General features: G+C 37.9%; 18 protein-coding genes and 1 pseudogene. 18 read left to right on the top strand and 1 reads right to left on the bottom strand.

Annotated elements, in window-relative coordinates; genetic code table 11:
- The 14 genes and pseudogenes from EO114_RS07830 to EO114_RS01255 all read left to right on the top strand — a co-directional run.
- Positions 1–499: pseudogene (locus tag EO114_RS07830) on the top strand (hypothetical protein); the annotation flags it as partial.
- Positions 500–659: 160 nt separating this feature from the next.
- On the top strand, positions 660–1,094 hold the full coding sequence (locus EO114_RS01315; RefSeq protein ID WP_164723734.1) for a DNA/RNA non-specific endonuclease: 435 nt from the start codon (positions 660–662) through the stop codon (positions 1,092–1,094).
- A gap of 4 nt (positions 1,095–1,098) precedes the next feature.
- Positions 1,099–2,649 carry an immunity protein YezG family protein gene (locus EO114_RS01310; protein WP_164723733.1) on the top strand — a complete coding sequence of 517 codons (1,551 nt, stop codon included), beginning with the start codon at positions 1,099–1,101 and terminating at the stop codon, positions 2,647–2,649.
- A 17-nt stretch (positions 2,650–2,666) separates the two neighbouring features.
- Positions 2,667–4,325 (top strand): ShlB/FhaC/HecB family hemolysin secretion/activation protein, encoded by a 1,659-nt coding sequence (locus EO114_RS01305; protein ID WP_126941027.1) that lies wholly within the window; start codon positions 2,667–2,669, stop codon positions 4,323–4,325.
- 96 nt (positions 4,326–4,421) lie between these two features.
- Positions 4,422–5,657 (top strand): serine hydroxymethyltransferase, encoded by a 1,236-nt coding sequence (gene glyA, locus EO114_RS01300; protein WP_127061079.1) that lies wholly within the window; start codon positions 4,422–4,424, stop codon positions 5,655–5,657.
- 23 nt (positions 5,658–5,680) lie between these two features.
- Positions 5,681–6,307, top strand: coding sequence for a uracil phosphoribosyltransferase (gene upp / locus EO114_RS01295; RefSeq protein ID WP_126941025.1), 627 nt, complete (start codon positions 5,681–5,683; stop codon positions 6,305–6,307).
- 71 nt (positions 6,308–6,378) lie between these two features.
- Positions 6,379–7,755 (top strand): DNA repair protein RadA, encoded by a 1,377-nt coding sequence (gene radA / locus EO114_RS01290; protein WP_127061077.1) that lies wholly within the window; start codon positions 6,379–6,381, stop codon positions 7,753–7,755.
- 83 nt (positions 7,756–7,838) lie between these two features.
- Positions 7,839–8,972 (top strand): PIN/TRAM domain-containing protein, encoded by a 1,134-nt coding sequence (locus EO114_RS01285; RefSeq protein ID WP_126941023.1) that lies wholly within the window; start codon positions 7,839–7,841, stop codon positions 8,970–8,972.
- Between the two features lie 12 nt (positions 8,973–8,984).
- Positions 8,985–10,151 (top strand): 2-C-methyl-D-erythritol 4-phosphate cytidylyltransferase, encoded by a 1,167-nt coding sequence (ispD, locus tag EO114_RS01280; protein WP_127010834.1) that lies wholly within the window; start codon positions 8,985–8,987, stop codon positions 10,149–10,151.
- Between the two features lie 3 nt (positions 10,152–10,154).
- Positions 10,155–11,594, top strand: a complete 1,440-nt coding sequence (gene gltX, locus EO114_RS01275) for a glutamate--tRNA ligase (RefSeq protein ID WP_126941022.1) — start codon at positions 10,155–10,157, stop codon at positions 11,592–11,594.
- Positions 11,595–11,618: 24 nt separating this feature from the next.
- Positions 11,619–13,067, top strand: a complete 1,449-nt coding sequence (gene cysS, locus EO114_RS01270; RefSeq protein ID WP_126941021.1) for a cysteine--tRNA ligase — start codon at positions 11,619–11,621, stop codon at positions 13,065–13,067.
- The gene (locus EO114_RS01265; RefSeq protein WP_164723732.1) at positions 13,057–13,515 is read left to right on the top strand and encodes a Mini-ribonuclease 3; all 459 of its coding nucleotides are present in this window, start codon (positions 13,057–13,059) and stop codon (positions 13,513–13,515) included. Before cysS ends, EO114_RS01265 begins: the two co-directional genes overlap by 11 nt.
- A 662-nt stretch (positions 13,516–14,177) precedes the next feature.
- Positions 14,178–14,897 (top strand): 23S rRNA (guanosine(2251)-2'-O)-methyltransferase RlmB, encoded by a 720-nt coding sequence (gene rlmB / locus EO114_RS01260; protein ID WP_126941020.1) that lies wholly within the window; start codon positions 14,178–14,180, stop codon positions 14,895–14,897.
- A gap of 10 nt (positions 14,898–14,907) precedes the next feature.
- Positions 14,908–15,444 (top strand): NYN domain-containing protein, encoded by a 537-nt coding sequence (locus EO114_RS01255; protein ID WP_126941019.1) that lies wholly within the window; start codon positions 14,908–14,910, stop codon positions 15,442–15,444.
- Between the two features lie 179 nt (positions 15,445–15,623).
- Here EO114_RS01255 and rpsT read toward each other — a convergent pair whose 3' ends face one another.
- The gene (gene rpsT / locus EO114_RS01250; protein WP_009354152.1) at positions 15,624–15,884 is read right to left on the bottom strand and encodes a 30S ribosomal protein S20; all 261 of its coding nucleotides are present in this window, start codon (positions 15,882–15,884) and stop codon (positions 15,624–15,626) included.
- Positions 15,885–16,094: 210 nt separating this feature from the next.
- On the opposite strand from rpsT, the gene polA reads away from it, so the two are divergent.
- The 4 genes from polA to EO114_RS01230 all read left to right on the top strand — a co-directional run bounded on the left by polA (position 16,095) and on the right by EO114_RS01230 (position 20,620).
- Positions 16,095–18,710: a DNA polymerase I gene (polA, locus tag EO114_RS01245; RefSeq protein WP_126941018.1), complete on the top strand. Its 2,616-nt coding sequence runs from the start codon at positions 16,095–16,097 to the stop codon at positions 18,708–18,710.
- 79 nt (positions 18,711–18,789) lie between these two features.
- Positions 18,790–19,404: a dephospho-CoA kinase gene (coaE, locus tag EO114_RS01240; RefSeq protein ID WP_126941017.1), complete on the top strand. Its 615-nt coding sequence runs from the start codon at positions 18,790–18,792 to the stop codon at positions 19,402–19,404.
- The gene (locus EO114_RS01235) at positions 19,401–19,964 is read left to right on the top strand and encodes a lytic transglycosylase domain-containing protein (RefSeq protein WP_062402504.1); all 564 of its coding nucleotides are present in this window, start codon (positions 19,401–19,403) and stop codon (positions 19,962–19,964) included. The genes coaE and EO114_RS01235 overlap by 4 nt, the downstream gene beginning before the upstream one ends.
- Positions 19,965–19,975: 11 nt before the next feature.
- A complete protein-coding gene (locus EO114_RS01230) occupies positions 19,976–20,620 on the top strand; it encodes a hypothetical protein (protein WP_126941016.1) in 645 nt (214 codons plus the stop codon).
- The last annotated feature ends 34 nt before the right edge of the window (positions 20,621–20,654 follow it).

Below are 20,654 nucleotides of genomic sequence, written 5' to 3'. Positions count from 1 at the left end.
GTATATGACTACAAAAACCTTTTTTCGATATGAAATAAATTATTTTTTTGAATTTAGGGATTATTTTAACGATATCAATATTGAAAATAAGGTGTATAGTTACACTGTAAAAGGTGATAACTTATATACTTATGGATTATCAGGATATACGAAGACAAAATTGGGGTTGGATATTCATATTATTAAAGTTTTGAATATAGAGTATGATAAAAACTATATTCATGACATAGAAGAAAGAAAATCTTATTCTAGCTTGGAGGGATTAAAAAATAAGTACATGTATGATGATGTTACCTTTACTAAAAGTTTTCATTCAATGGATGATGAAGATATAAATACTTTTTATATGTTGTATAAAAGAATACCAGATATTGAAGTATTTTTGTCTTCTATAGAAAAATCTCATTTATCTTATAAAGATGGAAAAAAAGTGGCACAAGGTCTCCGAGAACTAAACAATTCCTTAATTAAAGAATATATGAAGAGGAATGAGAAATAAACAATACTTCTAAATAATAGTTAAAACCTAGATGTTATGCAGAAATCTATGAGTATCCTTTAAACAATCTACTACTGAAACGGCAAGTCCTAATACAAACACAACAAGCTTAGCTGATAGTCCAGATATTTATCGGAATGGTGAGCAATATAAACCAGGAGTGGGAGCTAGACAATTAAAAGAAAACATTATATATGAGAGTAAAGGGTATTATTACCAAACTGATGAATTGGGGCGTATAAAAGCGGCCCAAGGTGAATTGCGATTAGAAGATGGCGTGAGAAATAAGGGGGATCAATTAAAAGCAGGTGGTGATGACCGATTACCAGGTGACCATGGTGGGCATCTAATAGCTAAAATCTTTGGAGGATCAGGAGAGTTAGATAATCTAGTTGCGATGGATAAAATTGTGAACACTGTAGAATATAGAGAATTAGAAAGGGTTTGGTATAAAAGATTAAATGAAGGTAAAAAAGTAGAAGTTACAATTGATGTTAAATACGAAGAAGTTAATAAGCGACCAACGGGATTTGATGTTATATATAAAGTAGATGACAATCCTGAGGTTATTCAGTTTCTTCCTAATGGAGGATGAATATATGTTTGTAAAAGAAATGAAAGATGAAGTAGCAATTAAGTTGACTGACTTACTAAAAGATAGATTAAATATTTTGTTACAAGATAATTGGGAAAGTTTAGTTTTTTTTGGACAGTGCTGGAGGTCAAGTTTAGCACCAAGATACATAATTACTTTTGAGGATGGAACATATATCATGGAGGGAGAGCTATTTTGTTTTTCCTCTGAACGTATTGGAGATAGGTCATTTTTTAATATGTTAGTGGATAATTTTCTCAAAGTATATAAGTTTAAGAATAAGGATAATGTGCACACTCTTAATATACTGAATATTGAGATTGGAAAAAATGGAGATTCTAGATATACATATAGCGAAGATTTGTATGGTAACTATGAATATCCACATACACCGTATATTTTATGGTCATATGTAGAGGTAGGAAATACAAAGGGATTTATAAGGGAGGAGGAAATAGAAGCAGAAAAGTATATTGATAAGTACAGTTTACAACCTAAAAGAATATTACAGCGTAGAACAAAAACTCTTAAAATACCTGATTTGCTAGAGAACTTGCTCTATAAACAAATTATGTATATCAATAGGTATTTGCCTAGTAAAACTAAAAAACTATACTTTCATTTAGATAGGCTGCATGAAAATTGGAAACTTAGTCTTTACATTAATACTATAGATAATAACTGGACACGAATTAGAAATATACAATCTAATGATAAGATGTGTACATATCAAGAGTTAATTATCTCATTAAAAGGAAGTATTGATGAAATTGATGAGTTGCATCGTATTTGCAGCAAAATGTATACATCTATTGACTACATTTTCGACGTTTCCACCGGTGAACTCTCTTATGTATATGACAATGTCACAGAAGATAATTTTACTGATGAGCTAGCTTTAGTAGAAGCTTGGGAAAAAAGATATTTCTCCCCAGATGGGGAACCACTGCTTACGCATGCAGTAGCACCCCATGAAGGATGTATCACAGGGACTATGCACATAGATATGTCTCAGTTTATTGAAGAGGAGGAAGAAGAAGTGGTTAGTGTAGATCCAGCTATAGAATTTACAGGGGAAGATATTCACGATTTGATTCCACAATATCTTCAAAATAGTTACGATATTTTGTATTCTATCTTGCCAGGTACATATCAGCGGATATACCTATATGTAGAGAATGATGGAACGGTATGTCGTCAACTAGGGTATATCATTGTCGATGGTGAATACCTTACTTTTGAGGAAATGATAGACCATAAGGTGGTTTCTAAGGCGACTTATGATGCTACAATGGAACAACTAGCACTGTGGTCGAATTACATGCGAAATGCATTTATTGCTTGTCATCTTGAACCGTGGACGGTGTTCTCCTATATGATAGATGAAGAACGACATATTTCTACTAACTTTGGTTACGATGTATTAGCAGAACAAGCCTATGACAATGAACTCTTTGACCTTTGGTCTTATGAAAAATTAGGAATTAAGAGTCCTAACTTGTCTGAAGAGAAGATAGCATCTATTGTTCCAAAAAATGAGTATGCCAAATTTTAATATGAAGGAGTCTAGGATTGACAAATCATAAAATAGTTACAGGCCTTGCTTGTTTGTGTATAGGGGCGCTTTCTCATAGTGTTCATGCTAATACTATAGACGAGCAAGGTAAACTGCTAGAGCAGATGGAGCGTTCTATATCTCATGTAGAGCAAAAGACACCCCCAGCTTTCACAGTTATTACAGAAGAGAAAGTATCTGAAAAGGTGAATCTACTATCCAATTATGCACCAGAATTTTTAATTCATCATATTGAACTTTCACAGGTTCCACCAGAGTTTAGTTTTCTGCAAACCATGGTGGCTAAGAAAGAACATCAATCGTATGGGGTAGAAACAATTAATACCTTGTTGCAGGAACTTAATACAGCATTACTAGATAGAGGTTACGTTACCTCTAAGGTCTATATGGAGCCTCAAAATATAGGAAGTGGCACACTTCGCTTATCCTTGCTGGTAGGAACCGTGGAAGAAATACAATTTAAGGGCGTGGCAGGTAATTATACAAACGCAATAGCCTTTCATAAGGGGCATATCTTAAATATAAGGAAGATAGAACAAACGGTAGATAATCTAAATACAGTGCCCCATCAGAAGGCTACGGTACAGTTACAACCGGGAAGTAAGTTAGGTACATCTATAGTGGTATTTCAGATAGAAAATAGGTCTAAAGTAGAGGTCACCACAGGATTTGATAATTTCGGTAATGAAGGAACAGGACGCTTTCAAGGGAATGTGTCCATCACGGTAGGTAGACCATTAGACCGTAGTGATACCTTGTACTATAGCTTAACTAGATCTAGACACTCAGATAGCATCAATACAAGTACATCAAATTATGTATCATATCAAATACCTATTGGATATGATAGTATTACCTTTAGCCATTCTAATTCAGACTATCAACAACGGGTTGGCTATGCCATTAAACCTTTTATTTCTAGCGGTAACTTTACTAGCAGTGAATTACGATGGAAACACGTATTGCACAGGAATAGTCAACAGATTACAGAATTAGTGCAAGGTCTTACGCATAAGACAAGGCATTCTTTTATCAATGGTAGTGAAATTGATGTGCAACGGAGAAATACCACGTCTTGGTCTATAGGAATACACCAAAAACGATATAGCAAGAATGGAAGTCTAGATTGGTTAGTGCAATATGAAAAGGGTGTTCCTTGGTGGGCTAGCCCTGGTCCTACTGATCATTTAGGAGAAGCCACTACACAATATCATATATATACGGGGAAAGTGAACTATCAGCGTACAATGACTCTTTGGAACCGGAAAGCAACCTATACAATGGAAGCGAAAGGACAGTATACGAATAGTAATCTTTACAGTAGTGAGTTCTTTACCATTGGTGGATGGTATACGGTGCGTGGGTTTACCGGCGATAGAAATCTAGCCGCAGAACGAGGGTTCTATGTACGGAACACCTTAGATGTATCATTAAATCAGAATCATACAGTGTATGTAGGTTTAGATTATGGTAAAGTATACGGAAAATCTACGGAAGATATATTGGGTACAGCGTTATGGGGCGGAGCGATTGGTATGAAAGGACACTATGGAAGTGCTAACTATAATATATTCTTATCCACCCCGTTACAAGTGCCAAACGGTTTTACAGTGCCATATCGAGTCCTAGGAATACAGATGAGTACTGCCTTCTAAGCACGGTTAGGTGATTCACTAATTTACCTTGCAAAAGGCTGTGATTATTACTATAATAAAGGATAGATTAATATGTTTCTTTCACAGGAGGTTACCATGAGCTATGTAAAACAGCAAGACCCTAAAGTTCAAGAAATGATTGAATTAGAGTTGGGTCGTCAACGCAATAAATTAGAAATGATTGCATCGGAAAACTTTGTGTCTCAAGCTGTGATGGAAGCACAAGGTAGCGTATTGACAAATAAATACGCAGAAGGATATCCACATAAACGCTATTACGGTGGATGTGAATATGTCGACATGGTAGAAGAGTTGGCTATTGAAAGAGCGAAACAACTATTCGGCGCAGAACATGTGAATGTACAACCTCATTCTGGCTCTCAAGCAAACTTTGGCGTGTACTTTGCCTTATTAGAGCCAGGCGACACTATTATGGGGATGAATTTATCCCATGGTGGACATTTAACACATGGATCTCCAGTGAATGTATCTGGTAAGTATTTTAATATTATTCCTTATGGCGTAGATGCAGAAACAGGTCGCATTGATTATGAGGAAATGCGTAAAATTGCGCAAGAGCATAAGCCTAAAATGATTATCGGTGGTGGCAGTGCTTATTCCCGTCAAATTGATTTCAAAACCATGGCAGATATTGCCCATGAAGTAGGCGCAATTTTCATGGTGGATATGGCACACTTTGCTGGCTTAGTGGCAGCAGGATTGCATCCAAATCCAGTGGAATATGCTGATATTGTAACTACCACTACACATAAAACATTGCGTGGACCACGTGGTGGTATGATTATGTGCAAAGAAGAATATGCTAAAGCGATTGATAAATCTATCTTCCCTGGTATTCAAGGTGGTCCATTGATGCATGTCATCGCTGCCAAAGCAGTTGCTTTTGGTGAAGCATTACAACCAGAATTTAAGGAATATGCAAAACAAATCATTGTGAATGCCCAAACATTAGCTGATGCGTTACAAGAAGAAGGTTTTACTATCGTATCTGGTGGTACCGATACGCATGTATTATTAGTAGACCTACGTACTGTAGGCTTAACTGGTAAAGTAGCTGAACATGTACTAGATGAAGTAGGTATTACATGTAATAAAAATACAATTCCATTTGATCCGGAAAGCCCATTTGTTACATCTGGTATCCGCCTAGGCACTCCAGCGTTAACAACTAGAGGTTTACATGCAGAAGATATGAAAGAAATTGCAAGTATCATTTCTTTAGTATTAAAACAGCCAGAAGATACTGCTGTATTAGCAGAGGCTAAACAACGTGTAGCAACACTTTGTGAAAAATATCCAATTTATGCTTAATTAATAAAAAGGAAGTAAGTAAGATGAACGTAAATGTAATGACACATCCTTTGATTCAACATAAAGTAACGTTGATTCGATCTGTAGATACTGGGACAAAAGATTTCCGCCAATTATTAGAAGAAATCGCTTTGTTAATGGGCTATGAAATCACACGTGATTTGCCATTAGAAGATGTAGAAGTAGAGACCCCATTGGTGAAAGCAATTGGTAAACAAATTGCAGGCAAAAAATTGGGTATTGTGCCTATCCTTCGTGCTGGCTTAGGTATGGTGAATGGTTTGTTAGAATTAATGCCAATGGCAAAAGTAGGTCATGTAGGTATGTATCGTGATCCAAAAACATTGCAACCAGTAGAGTACTATTGCAAATTACCATCTGATTTGGCTGATCGTCGAATTATCGTGACAGATCCAATGTTGGCTACAGGTGGTAGTGCAGCAGCAGCGATTTCTTTATTGAAAGAAAAAGGTGCTAAAGAAATTCAATTAATGTGTCTAGTAGCAGCCCCAGAAGGTGTAGAAGTTGTGAATAAAGCGCATCCTGACGTACGCATCTATGTAGCTGCATTAGATGAAAAATTAAATGACCATGGATATATTTTACCTGGTCTTGGTGATGCGGGAGATCGTATTTTCGGTACGAAATAAACGGTGTTACCCGAAGAGTAGTGCGCGTTTCTTTTCAGTGACGCGCATTATTTTTATAAGAAAGGGTATATATGGCTAAAAAGAAAACAGTTTTTTTCTGCTCAGAGTGTGGAAATGAATCATCGAAATGGTTTGGTCGTTGTACTGCTTGTGATGCTTGGAATACGGCGGTGGAGGAAGAACTGCAACCGGAAGTTAAAACAAAGCATGTAGCGTCTTATCGACCGGTAAAAGATGAAGATAACAAGCCCAAGGCTTTGACAGAGATTGAGGTAGGCGCTATAGCCCGAATTACATCTGGATATGGAGAAATTGATCGTGTTCTTGGCGGTGGCATTGTACCTGGTGCGTTAATCTTGCTAGGTGGGGACCCAGGTATTGGTAAGTCTACCTTACTGTTACAAGTGTCTGGTCGTATTGCAGAAGAGTCAGGTAAAGTCCTATATGCATCTGGAGAAGAATCAGATATGCAGTTAAAGCTGAGAGCGCATCGACTAGGTATCAATTCTTCCAATCTCTTAGTGCAGGCAGAAACTAATTTAGATACCATATTGAATGAAGCTAAACGAAGTCAACCAATGTTACTTGTTATTGACTCTATCCAAACTATGTATGTAGGTTCTGTAGAATCTGCACCGGGAAGTGTCAGTCAAGTTCGTGAATGTACAGCTAGATTGTTACGCTTTGCAAAAGATCAAGACATTCCAGTGATTATCATTGGTCATGTTACCAAAGATGGTACTATCGCAGGACCTCGTATGTTAGAGCATATGGTAGACGTAGTATTGTATTTTGAAGGAGAACGGTCCTATCAATTTCGTATTTTACGAGGAATTAAAAATCGATTTGGATCTACATCGGAATCAGGATTATTTACCATGGAAGAAGAAGGGTTAGGTGAACTCCTCAACCCATCAGCTACTTTATTAGCAGAGCGATCAGAAGAAGAGACGGGTTCTGCCATAATGGCATACTTAGAAGGAGTACGACCTATCTTGGTAGAAGTGCAGAGTTTAGTGGTATCCACTGCCTTTGGTATGCCACGAAGAACGGCTATTGGGTATGATTTAAATAAGCTGATTTTACTACTAGCAGTATTAGAAAAACGCTGTGGCTTTACCTTAGGTAACAAAGATGTGTATGTTACTATTATTGGGGGCTTAAAAATTAATGAACCTGCTTGTGACCTAGCCATGGCAGTAGCCATAATTTCTAACTTAAAAAATAAGCCTGTACCTCCAGATATGGTGATATTAGGCGAAGTAGGATTGACAGGGAATATTCGTAGTATTCCAAGAATAGAACACCGAATTGCAGAAGCCAAGAAATTAGGGTTTAAACAATTTGTGATTCCTGCTGGGAATGTAAAACAGTTGAAAGGAATACAAGAAGGTATCTCCATACAAGGGGTGACTAGTATTCAAGAAGTGATGAAAAGTATTTTCTAACCCTATGTGCAGAGTCTTTACTATCAAGTATTCATTAAAATTACACGTAGGGCTAGTATACTAAAAAAAGAGGAGGTGACCATATGATCTATAAATTATTGCGCTATGCTATTGCTATTTTATTTGGCAGTATGGGGTACGTCGGAGCAGATGCACTATCAACACTTATGGTATCTATATGGGATGAAAAGATGCTGCAAATGGGTGTATTTGGAATCTCTGCAGTGATGATATTGTACTATACTATAAGTATCTTACTGGCAGCTTTTATCGGCTATTTAGTGTCCCAGTATATTTTGCGTATAGGATTAAGAGTAGCAAAACAAATTGAACGTATTTTAAGTCGAGTTCCTAGTCAACAACTAGTAGCTGGCACGATAGGATTATTATTTGGACTCATTATTGCTAATTTAATTGGTATGGCTTTTGAGCGTGTACCAATTATTGGCTCATACTTACCTATCGCGCTCAGTGCTGTATTGGGATATATAGGGATTCGTTTGGGAATGGATAAAGGGCCAGACTTATATAAAGCTATGGTATCTTATACGTTTAGAGGATTGCTCAATAAGGGTAGATCACCTAAAGAATCAAAAGTAAAAGAAATCCGAACTTGTTCTGCTAAGGTCTTAGATACATCGGTTGTCATTGATGGTCGAATTTTAGATATTGTGAATACAGGATTTTTGGAAGGTCCTTTCATAGTGCCTGTATTTGTACTAGAAGAATTACAAAAATTGTCTGATTCTGCGGATACTTTGAAACGTAATAAAGGCAGACGAGGGTTAGACTTACTACAGACAATGCGTGAAAAATTAACAGAATCCATGGAAATCATAGATGTTGATTATGAAGATCTGTCAGAAGTAGATTTGAAATTGATTCGACTTAGTATGGATAAACATTGGAAGCTCATAACCAATGATTTTAATCTGAATAAAGTAGCCACATTGCAAGGAGTTGGGGTGTTGAACCTAAATGATCTAGCAAATGCTATTAAGCCAAAAATGACGAGTGGTGAAACCTTACTAGTACGTATTATGAAAGTTGGTAAAGAACCACATCAAGGAGTTGCCTATTTAGATGACGGTACTATGATTGTTGTGGAAAATGGTGTAGACTATGTGGATCAAACAGTAAATGTAGTAGTTACCTCTGTATTACAAACCAGTGCGGGACGAATGATTTTTGCCCGTGTAGAGGAATCAAATTCCTAGAAAGGGAGTACCATGATTAGTTGTATCTTATTAGCAGCAGGTGCAGGACGCCGAATGGGCTATACAGAGAATAAAGTGTGTATGCCGTTGGGACAGTATACAGTGTTACAATGGAATTTACATCACATGAAACAATGGGAAGGCTTAGAAGAAGTCATTGTGGTTGTATCGGAACAAGATCAACTCTCTATTCAAGAACAAGTGGAAGCTATGCAGGTACCGTGGATGGTACAATATGTGATTGGCGGTGCAGAACGACAAGACTCTGTAGCTGCTGGACTTTCACAAGTATCGAATGGAGCAGAGATTGTATTAGTGCATGATGGTGCAAGACCATTAGCGAACAAGGAGTTAGCTCATCGAGTGGTTGAGGGGGCTAAAGTATATGGAGCTGCAGTGCCAGCCATTCCTGTAGTAGATACGATAAAACGTGTGAATGCAGAGGGATATGTAGAAGAAACATTAGTACGTTCTGAATTATATGGAATGCAAACACCACAAGGGTTTCAAACTGCTATTTTGTTAGATGCTTATGTATATGCGGAAGAACACAGATATAAAGGAACCGATGATGTGTCTTTAGTAGAGTTTCAAGGAAACCCAGTGCACATTGTAGAAGGGGATAGAAAAAATATTAAATTAACAGTCCCTGAAGATGTGGCAATTGCTAAGAAGTATTTAGGAGTAGAATCTATGATGCGTATTGGTTATGGTTATGATATCCACCGTTTCAAAGAGGGACGACCTTGTGTATTAGGAGGGGTAACTATCGATAGCCCTATTGGTCCTGATGGGCATTCTGATGCGGATGTGTTGATTCATGCCCTTATGGATGCTATGCTAGGGGCTGCAGGTATGCGAGACATTGGCTATTATTTTCCTCCAGAAGATGATGCTTTCAAAGGGATTTCTAGTAGGCTATTATTAGAAAAAGTGGTACAATTATTAAAGGACTCAAATTTTGGAATCTACAATGCAGATATCATGGTCATTGCAGAAGCTCCAAAATTGAAACCTCATATTGAAAAAATGAAAGAAAATCTAAGTGTGGATTTAGGTATCCCTCTTAGTAGAATTAGTATTAAAGCAACGACAAATGAAGGGTTAGGTGCCTTGGGAAGAACAGAAGGTATAGCCGCACAAGCTGTTGTTTCAATGTATGAAAGAGAGGAGTTATAACTCATGAAAGTTCGTTTTGCACCGAGTCCAACCGGTCCATTTCATATTGGTGGAGCTCGTTCCGCATTATTTAACTATTTATTAGCTCGCAAGGAGCAAGGTACATTCTTATTGCGCGTGGAAGATACTGACCAAGCTCGTTCTACTCGTGAAAGCGAAGAAAACATTAAGGCTGCTCTTAAATGGCTTGGTATGGACTGGGATGAAGGTGTTGACGTAGGGGGCGAACATGGTCCATATCGCCAAACAGAACGTTTAGATATTTACGAAAAAGTAACACAACAATTGTTAGAATCTGGTCATGCTTACGAATGTTATTGTTCCCAAGAAGAATTAGATTCCGTTCGGGAAGAGCAATTAGGTCGTGGTGAAACTCCAAAATATAATGGTCATTGTCATCATTTAACGGAAGAACAAAAAGCTGCCTACAAAGCAGAAGGACGTAAACCAACCATCCGTTTACGTGTTCCGTTGCATGAAACAGTAGCTTTTGATGATATGGTTCGTGGTCATGTATCCTTTGAGTCTAATGGTATTGGAGATTTCGTTATTGTTAAATCCGATGGAATTCCTGTCTATAACTATGCCGTTGTGGTAGACGATCACACAATGGGTATTTCTCATGTTATCCGTGCGGAAGAACATTTATCTAACACACCACGTCAAATCGTGATCTATAAAGCTTTGGGCTGGGATGTACCAACATTTGGTCATATTTCCTTGATTATGGGCAAAGATGGCAAAAAAATGAGTAAACGACATGGTGCTACCTCTGTTGAACAATACCGTGAGTTGGGATACTTGCCAGAAGCGATTGTGAACTTCTTAGCCTTACTAGGCTGGGCTCCTGAAGGTGAGGAAGAACTATTCACTAAGGAAGAGTTGTGTCAAAAATTCTCTATGGATCGAGTGGCAAAAAATCCAGCTGTCTTTGATATTGATAAATTGAATTATATTAATTTCAATTATATGAAACAATTGACACCAGATGCATTATATGAATTATGTTTACCTCATTTGGTAAAAGCTGGCTACGCTAGTGAAAGTCCGTCTACAGAGGAACAAGCATGGCTCACAATGCTTTGTACTTGCGTGAAAGACCATATTAGTTATGGTGCTCAAATCGTAGATGAAGTAAATATGTTCTTCCAAGATGATATCCTAGAAGATGCAGAACATGCAGAAGAGATTGCAGCTGTGAAAGCAGAAGAATCCTATCCAACAGTAATTGGGACTTTTAAAGAAAAAATTGAAGCTATGGATGAGATTACCCCAGATGCTGTCAAAGCAGCAATCAAAGCGATTATGAAAGAAACAGGATTAAAAGGCAAATTTGTATTTATGCCAATTCGCATTGCTACCACAGGTCAAATGCACGGTCCTGATTTGAATTATATTATTACCTTATTTGGCAAAGAAAAAGTACTTCGCCGTCTAGGCTAAGTGCATACAAGGAGGCTATTTCTAATGAGAGAACTGACCGTTTTCAACACGATGACTCGTGAAAAATCAGTATTCCAACCTGTGAAAGAAGGGGAAGTTAGCATCTACGTATGCGGTGTAACACCATATAATCATCCTCATATTGGTAATGCACGTCCTTTTGTAACTTGGGACACCATTCGTCGTTATTTGAGCCATGTAGGCTATAAAGTAACATATATACAAAACTTTACAGATGTGGATGATAAAATCATTAATACGTCTAATGGTGAAGGGGTAGCATGGAATGTAATCTCTGATCGCTATATTGATGCCTACTATGATGTAATGGATGCATTACATGTGCGTCGTGCCGATGTATATCCTCGTGTGTCTACGCATATGGAAGAAATTATTTCCATGATCACTACATTAATCGACAATGGCTATGCCTATGCAGTAGATGGTGATGTGTACTATCGTGTAGAGAAATTTGAGCATTATGGTAAGCTATCTGGTCGTACTTTAGACGATATGGAAGCTGGTGCTCGTGTAGATGTAGATGACCGTAAGGAAAATCCAATGGACTTTGCTTTATGGAAAGCGGCAAAACCAGGCGAACCATTCTGGGAAAGCCCTTGGGGGCAAGGCCGACCAGGTTGGCACATTGAATGTTCTGCTATGAGTCAAAAATATTTGGGCGAAGAATTTGACTTCCATGGCGGTGGATCTGACTTAATCTTCCCTCATCATGAAAATGAAATTGCCCAATCTGAAGGATGCTCTGAACACCATCCAGCTGTACGTTATTGGGTGCATAATGGTTTCATTACGATTAATCAAGAAAAAATGAGTAAATCCTTGAACAATTTCTTCTTGGTGAAAGATATTTTAGAACAATATAGTGCAGATGCATTACGTTTCTTCTTGTTGAGCACACATTATCGTAGTCCATTGGACTTCAGTGATGAACGCTTAGATGAAGCGACTAAGGCTATTGAACGATTCCAAACCGTGATTGACAACTTACTGTACTTAGAAAGTCGTCCAGAAGGATTGTGTGAACTGGAAGCAGCAGAATTATTGAAAAATGCTCGTAACTATAAAGAAGAGTTTGAAGCAGCTATGAGCGATGATTTCAATACAGCGTTAGCAACAGCACCAATCTATGGTTTGGCAAAAGAAATTAACATCTATTACCAATCTGTTCAAAGCTGTGATGGCACTGTATGCCATAGTACTATTGGTGAAGTTAAAGAAATCTTTAAAATGATGTTAGATATTCTAGGTTTATTAGAAGAGGGCTGGAAAGGTCAAGAAACTAGTAATGAAGAATATAATCAATTAATGGAAGTCATCTTGAATATTCGTCAATGTGCTCGTGATCAAAAACAATGGGGCATTGCAGACTCCATTCGTGATGAATTGGCCAATATTGGAATTGTCATCGAAGATTCCCCACAAGGGGCACGGTGGAAAAAACGTGAACTTTAATCGATACAAACAGCTACGATCTATGGCGATTGATAAATTAAAATCTTCAGTGAAAGTAGAAGCAAATGGAGAGGGTCCTTTAGAGGACTCTCTTATGCTTGCTTATATTGGAGATGGTGTATATACTTTATTTATCAGAAATCGTGTAGTAGAAACGGGCATTACAAAAACACAAATACTTCATGATGTAGTGACGTCATTTATCAATGCAAAAGCACAGGCGAAAGTATTACAGGCATTAGAGCCAACTCTGACAGAGGAAGAGTTATTAGTGGCAAAACGGGCTCGCAATAGTAATGTGCATGTACCGAAAAGTGCCAGTGTACAGGAATACCGCATGAGTACAGCCTTTGAGGCGTTGTTGGGGTATACCTATCGCAAGGGGGATGAAGAGAGACTTACTACTCTCATGGAATTCGCTTTTTCTGAAACGTTGTCACATTTATAAAGTAAAAATCGCGACATATTCCTCCACAAACTGATCCTACGGTAGGTTTGTTCTGGAACATGTCGCGCTTTTTACTATAGACTGGCTCTGACAACGTTTCAGCGGGTGTCGCTTAGAGGAAAGGGAAGAGCACGGCATACCCCCTCTCAAACGGTATTTCATAATGTTTGTTCGGGGGCATACCGTGCTCTTCTTGTGTTTTCTAGATTAGAAAAAATTGAACGTGACATCGTATAGAATGTATCGCACTTTTTCATTATATGCTAGTGGCAGTGATAACGTTTCAGCGGATGGTGCTCAGAGGAGAGGGAAGTGCGCCACACATTCCTCCACAAACTGATCCTACGGTAGGTTTGCTCCGGAACATGTGGCGTTCTTCTAGGTTTTCGGCTAATCATCAAAAAGCCACAGACTTCTTATAGCAAATACAATATATCTTCATGGAAGTCTATGGCGTATTTCTTTAAAAGTATATAGGATGACAACGTTTCAGGGGGGCGCTCATGTGTTATGTTGGGGTTGTCCTCTTTTAATGGTATAATAGAGTAATAGCTAGTAGTAGCTAGTTTTTATAGATTCTGATGATATGACATAGATGCTATGTAATGGTAATAGCTTAACTAATATAGGTCGTATTACTGTTGGGAAGGTTTGAGGTTTTCATGGATACGTTTATTGTAGGTCGTAATGCTGTGCGTGAGGCGCTGAAGTCGGATCGTGGGATTCATCGTATTTTAGTGGCAGAAGGTAAGCAAGGTGGCTCTCTTTCGGAGATATTGGGCTTGGCAAAGTCTAAGGGTATTGAGGTTCGTCGCGTGAAGGAACGGGATTTACAGAAGTATCCTAGTGACGTGCCGAATCAAGGTGTGGTAGCCTTGGTGAATGCGGTGAAGTTTCAAGAGCTGCAAGATGTATTGCTCAAGTGTACGGAAGAGCATCCGTTGTTGATTTTAACGGATGGTGTGGAAGATCCTCATAATATGGGGGCCATCATTCGTACGGCAGAGTGTGTTGGTGCTACGGCTGTATTGATTCCCAAACGTCATAATGCGCCTATTAATGCGACGGTAAGTAAAACCTCTGCAGGGGCTGTAGAATCGATTCCTTTGGTGCAAATTGGTAATGTAGCACAGACCATTGAGCAATTAAAAAGTCAAGGATTCTGGGTGATGGGTGCTCATATGGATGGGACTGTGATGTATGATGTCAATATGACAGGTCCTATTGTATTGGTCATTGGTAATGAGGGAAAAGGTCTAAGTCGATTGACAAAGGAATTGTGTGATGTATTGGTAACGATTCCTATGTTTGGAACCATTAACTCATTAAATGCATCGGTAGCAGCAGCGGTCCTTTTATATGAAGCGAGACGTCAACGATAATAGGTATACTATGAAAAAAGATATTTTAATTGTAGATGGGTATAATGTTATTTTTGATTGGGCTGACTTGAAATCACTCAGTAAGGAGTCTTTAGAACATGCCCGATTAGAATTACGTCATAGATTACTCAATTATGGGACCTATAAGGGATATAAAATTATTCTTGTATTTGATGGTAAGCACGCACCTTTTACAGCAGATGAACAACGTATATCTGCAGATTTTATTGAAGTCTTTACAGGTACCCATGAGACGGCAGATGCTTATATTGAGCGTGAAGTCTTTAGTAAAAAGGGTCAATATAAAACAATCTATGTAGTAACAAGTGATGGGGAAGAACAAAACCAAATTTTAGGATTTGGAGGATTACGCATATCAGCACGTGAATTACGTCATCAAATAGACTTAGCTAAACAAGAAGAACGAAAACGATATACAGGTTATCATCAACGTGATGCTATGACATTACAACGTAATGAATTAGGTGCACATATTGATGGGGATGTGGCGGAAAAGCTTGAACGAATACGACGAGGGGAGCTATGAAAGTAGCTCCTTTTGTTATAATTGCCTTGATAATTTTTATAGAGGAATACTAGAATCAGTAGATACATGCATACATACTAGTATCTTACGGTGATTCTAGAACATAGAGGTGATATATAAAAAAGAGGGTTAACTAAGAGAAATAGTATTTCTCCTTGTTAACCCTCTTTTAGAGTTCATTATAGAGCATTTACTTTAGCTGCTAAATTGGATTTTTTGCGAGCTGCAGTATTTTTATGAAGAACGCCTTTGGAGGCTGCTTTATCAATTACGCTTGTAGCATGAACTAGTGCTTTTTTAGCTTCTTCTACAGCGCCTGCTTGAGCAGCTTCTACAGTCTTACGAGTAGCTGTACGAATTTGAGATTTTACAGCAGAATTTTTCGCACGACGTTCAGCATCCGTTTTTACGCTTCTAATACTGGATTTAATATTTGGCAATTGAGTCACCTCCTTGTGATTTACTGTATTATTACTAAAGTAGTATATCATAGGGCGTACAGTTTTGCAACTATTTTTATATTTACTCTAAGGAATATTGGCTTATATAGCAAGGGTTCATACAGGAATAACCTATATTTTCATCACTCATGAGAGCAGGAAATATGATATAATTAAGGATACATAAATCTATTAATAGGAGATGTTTATATGAAAAAATTAATGGTTATAGATGGCAGTAGTTTATTATATCGTGCATTTTTTGCGCTTCCACCACTGCAAAATGCTCTAGGAGTTCCTACTAATGCGGTGTATGGATTCTTAACAATGCTTACAAAACTGTATGAGGAAATCAATCCAGATTATATCGCAGTTGCCTTTGATAAAGGTAAACAAACATTCCGTATGGATATTTACGAAGACTATAAAGGAACTCGTCAAAGTGCACCAGATGAATTGCGCCCACAATTTAGCTTGATCCGTGAAGTCTTAGAATCCTTAGGTATCATTGTCATTGAAGAAGAAGGATTTGAAGGCGATGATATCATTGGCTCGTTGAGTAAAAAATGGGGCTCGTCAGACCTTGCTGTTCATATCATTACTGGCGATAGAGACAACCTGCAACTAGTCGATGAGTATACCAGTGTGTTTTTAACGAAAAAAGGCATCACTGATATGCTTCATGTGACTATGGCTAATATGGAAGAACTGTATGGGTATGGACCTCAAATGGTTATTGAAATGAAATCTCTTATGGGAGATTCTTCAGATAATATTCCAGGTGTGCCTGGTGTTGGTGAAAAAACAGCCCTTAAACTATTGAATCAATATGGTACTCTAGAAGGTGTATATGAGCATATTGAGGAACAAAAGGGAAAACTGAAAGAACGATTAGTAGACAATAAAGACTTAGCGTTCATTTCGCATCAACTAGCTACCATCAAAACAGATATGGATATGCCTTATGAACTAGAGCAATTTGTTCCTACTGTACATCGTGGTGAAGTGACACCTTTATTTGAAAAGTTAGGTTTTCACGCAGTAACACCAAGATTACTAAAGGCTATGGGTGTGGCAGAAGAAGGGACTTTATTCGATCAATTCTTAGCTCCACCAGCGGAAGAAATTGAATTAACTCATGTCACAGAAGTACCACGAGAATTTTACGAAGATAAAGTGATTAGCCTTGTCTTGAAAGAAGCGGGAACACATCCATTTAGGACGATAGAAGCCTTATATCTATATAATGGGGATACCCAATTAGTTGTGAATGGATTTGTAGATGTAGGGCATTTAGAAACAGTCTTTCAAGGGGCTAAGGAACTGGTTACAGATAATGCAAAATTGTTATTTGAAGTGTTAGGTACTGAAACAACAGGTCGTATTTCAATTTTGAAAGAAGAAACTGTTCATATCAAAGATCTTACATTAATGGCGTATTTACTTGATCCTACACGAGCAAACTATGGTATGACCTATTTATGCGAACGTTTTGGACAACCTTCCATTCCTGCTACGGAAAATGAAACAGAGTGGGCTCTACAAGCACAAGCTTTATACCATATGCACGAGAAGGCTACGGAAGAGATGGAAGTAGCAGGTGTGTGGGACTTATATCGAGATATTGAATTGCCATTATTACGTACTCTATGTGTACTAGAAAAAAATGGTATTTACATGGATGTAGACCAATTACACACTACATTGGAACGCTTCAAAGTAGAGGTTAGTGAACTACAAGAAAAGATATTTACATTGGCTGGAGAAACTTTCAACATTAATTCGCCAAAACAATTAGGTGTTATCTTGTTTGAAAAATTACAATTGCCAGTGATTAAGAAAACAAAAACTGGTTATTCTACGGATGCTGAAGTCCTAGACATGCTCAGAAATGACCATGAAATTGTAGAACAAATTTTGGCCTATCGTTCAGTAGTAAAATTGGTATCTACCTACTTAGAAAGGTTTGAAGGACTTGTAAATCCTCATACTAATCGGATTCATACTTCTTTTAATCAAATGGTAACAGCTACTGGTCGTTTAAGTAGTTCCGATCCGAATTTGCAAAATATTCCTGTACGCAGTGAAAAAGGCCGAGAAATTCGAGCTTTATTTAAACCTCATGATGGATATGATATGTTCATTAGTGCCGATTATTCTCAGATAGAATTACGTATTTTGGCGCACTTGTCAGAGGATCCTGCCTTAATTCAAGCATTCCAAAATGGTGAAGATATTCACCGTTTTACAGCAGCAGAAGTATTAGGTAAATCCTTAGAAGAAGTAACGCCACTAGAACGTTCCCATGCAAAAGCTATCAACTTCGGTATTATTTATGGTATTAGTGACTTTGGCTTGTCTCGTGACTTAGGTATTACGAGAGCAGAAGCAAAAGAATATATTGAGTTATATTTCAGTCGTTATCCACAAATTAAAGGGTACATGGACCGCATGGTGCAAGAAGCCCATGAAACTGGATCTGTACGCACTATGTTTGGCCGTGTTCGCCCATTGCCTGATATTAATAGCCGTAACTTTAATCGTCGTTCCTTTGCAGAGCGTACAGCTATGAATACGCCAATTCAAGGGACAGCGGCAGACATTATTAAGTTAGCCATGAACCAAGTAGAACAAGCGCTAGAAGAGCAAGGCTTACAATCTCGTATTTTATTACAGGTACATGATGAACTAGTGCTAGAAGTAGTAGAATCGGAACAAGAGCAAGTAGAAACTCTGTTGCGTAATTGTATGGAACAAGTAGTGACATTACGAGTGCCATTGCAGGTAGATGTGCACAGTGCACAGAACTGGGCAGATGTAAAATAGTAGGCTTTTACAATTTTTATGGAATAGCTTGTGTATAATAATAGTTGAGTATGACTAGAATCAAATGTGGGGTGTAAATATGTATAAAATCGGACTCACAGGAGGCATTGCTTCTGGTAAAAGTACAGTGTTACGATGGTTACAAAAAAAAGGTGTTCCCTATATTGATGCAGATGTAGTGGCTAGAGAAGTAGTAGAGCCGGGGACACCAGGTTTGCAGGAATTGGTAGAGGCCTTTGGACCTAATACAGTGCTAGAAGATGGTACGTTACATCGTGCCTATATTGGTAGCCTAGTATTTTCTGATCCAGAAGCCTTGGAGACCATAAATTCTATACTGCAACCCCATATTAGACATCGTATACAAGAATTGACAGAAGAATGGGAAGCAAAAGGAAAGCAGGCTATTATCTATGATATACCATTGATGTTTGAAACAGATTGGTATGCACGTATGGATGAAATTTGGTTGGTCTATGTGAATCCTGCTACTCAGTTAGAACGGCTGATGAAACGCAATAGTTATTCTGAACAAGAAGCATTAGATAGAATCCACAGCCAAATGAGTTTAGATGAAAAGCGTGCATTGAGCACAGTAGTTATTGATAATTCAGGGACTATGAAACAGTTAGAAAAACAATTACGAAAATTGTGGAAAACAGCGAAAATTCACTTTCAGAAGGAGGAACTATGAGGGTATCCACAGCATTTGCTTGGCTAATCGTTGTTCTTACGGCCTACTATGTGCAATATGGACAACCCTATTTAGCTAGACAGTATGCGTATCCGTTGGTATATGAAAGCGCGGTAATGAAAAATGCATCTACTTACCATGTAAGACCATCTATGGTTGCGGCTGTTATCTATACGGAAAGTAAATTTGATACGAATGCAAAATCTTTACCAGGGGCTATTGGATTGATGCAGTTAATGCCAGAAACAGCGCACTGGATTGGAGAACAATTAAATCAGTCTAGCCTATCTGACCAAGATATTAAGGAACCGAACACGAATATACAATTAGGGACTTGGTATTTATCATATTTATTAGAAGAATTTAAAGGTAACGAAATCTTAGCCTTAGCAGCGTACAATGCAGGACGTGGTCATGTGGAGGAATGGATGCAGACCTATGGCTGGGATGATAATTTTGATGATATAGACAAAATACCATTTCCAGAAACAAAAGATTACGTGAAACGCGTGATAGCGCATGAATCACAGTATCAAGCATTATATAGTCAACTACGATAAGGAAAGAGTCCATGGATACAATCATAAAAGAATGTGAAACCCTCGATTTATCATGGTTAGAATCCACTATTGGAGACTTTCACTTAGTGGTGGAACAAAAAGCCTTATCATCTACTGTATATAGTATCTTTTATTATACAAATGATAGAAATTGGCGTTGGTCAGCTCTCTATGATACGGAAGTAGGGGATTATATGGTACGTATTACAATACCTTTAGTAGAGTTTGTAGACATTGCTTTTATACGTGAGTCTTTAACCCCATTTATGGAGAACCTAAAGGCCAACTATAAAGCATCTATGATGACACGATTTATGGCGCCACAAGAAGGATTTGTGTACGAATACAAGAAAAAAGGTATACATCAGTGGAATTATACAGAGGCATTGCCACAAACAATCGCAGAATATCATTTAGATGTGACTCCTCATACTGCATTAGACATGATTAATGGTTCCTATATTATTGGCACCTATATCAAAGATAATGAGGAAACAGGAGTCGTCTTATTTTATAATACATTCCGCGATGAATTTTTTGGTGAAACTAGACAACAAGGCTATCCAGGAATTACACATGACTTGGACGCAACTACGATAGATAAATTTGAACAAGCTTTGACGAATCATTTACAAGAAGTATTACTTAGTTTATAAACTACCTATACTATTTACTAAGATAAATGGTATA

The organism is Veillonella sp. 3627 (assembly GCF_003992195.1).
Classification (GTDB): domain Bacteria; phylum Bacillota; class Negativicutes; order Veillonellales; family Veillonellaceae; genus F0422.
This window is presented reverse-complemented; position numbering and strand designations above follow the sequence as displayed.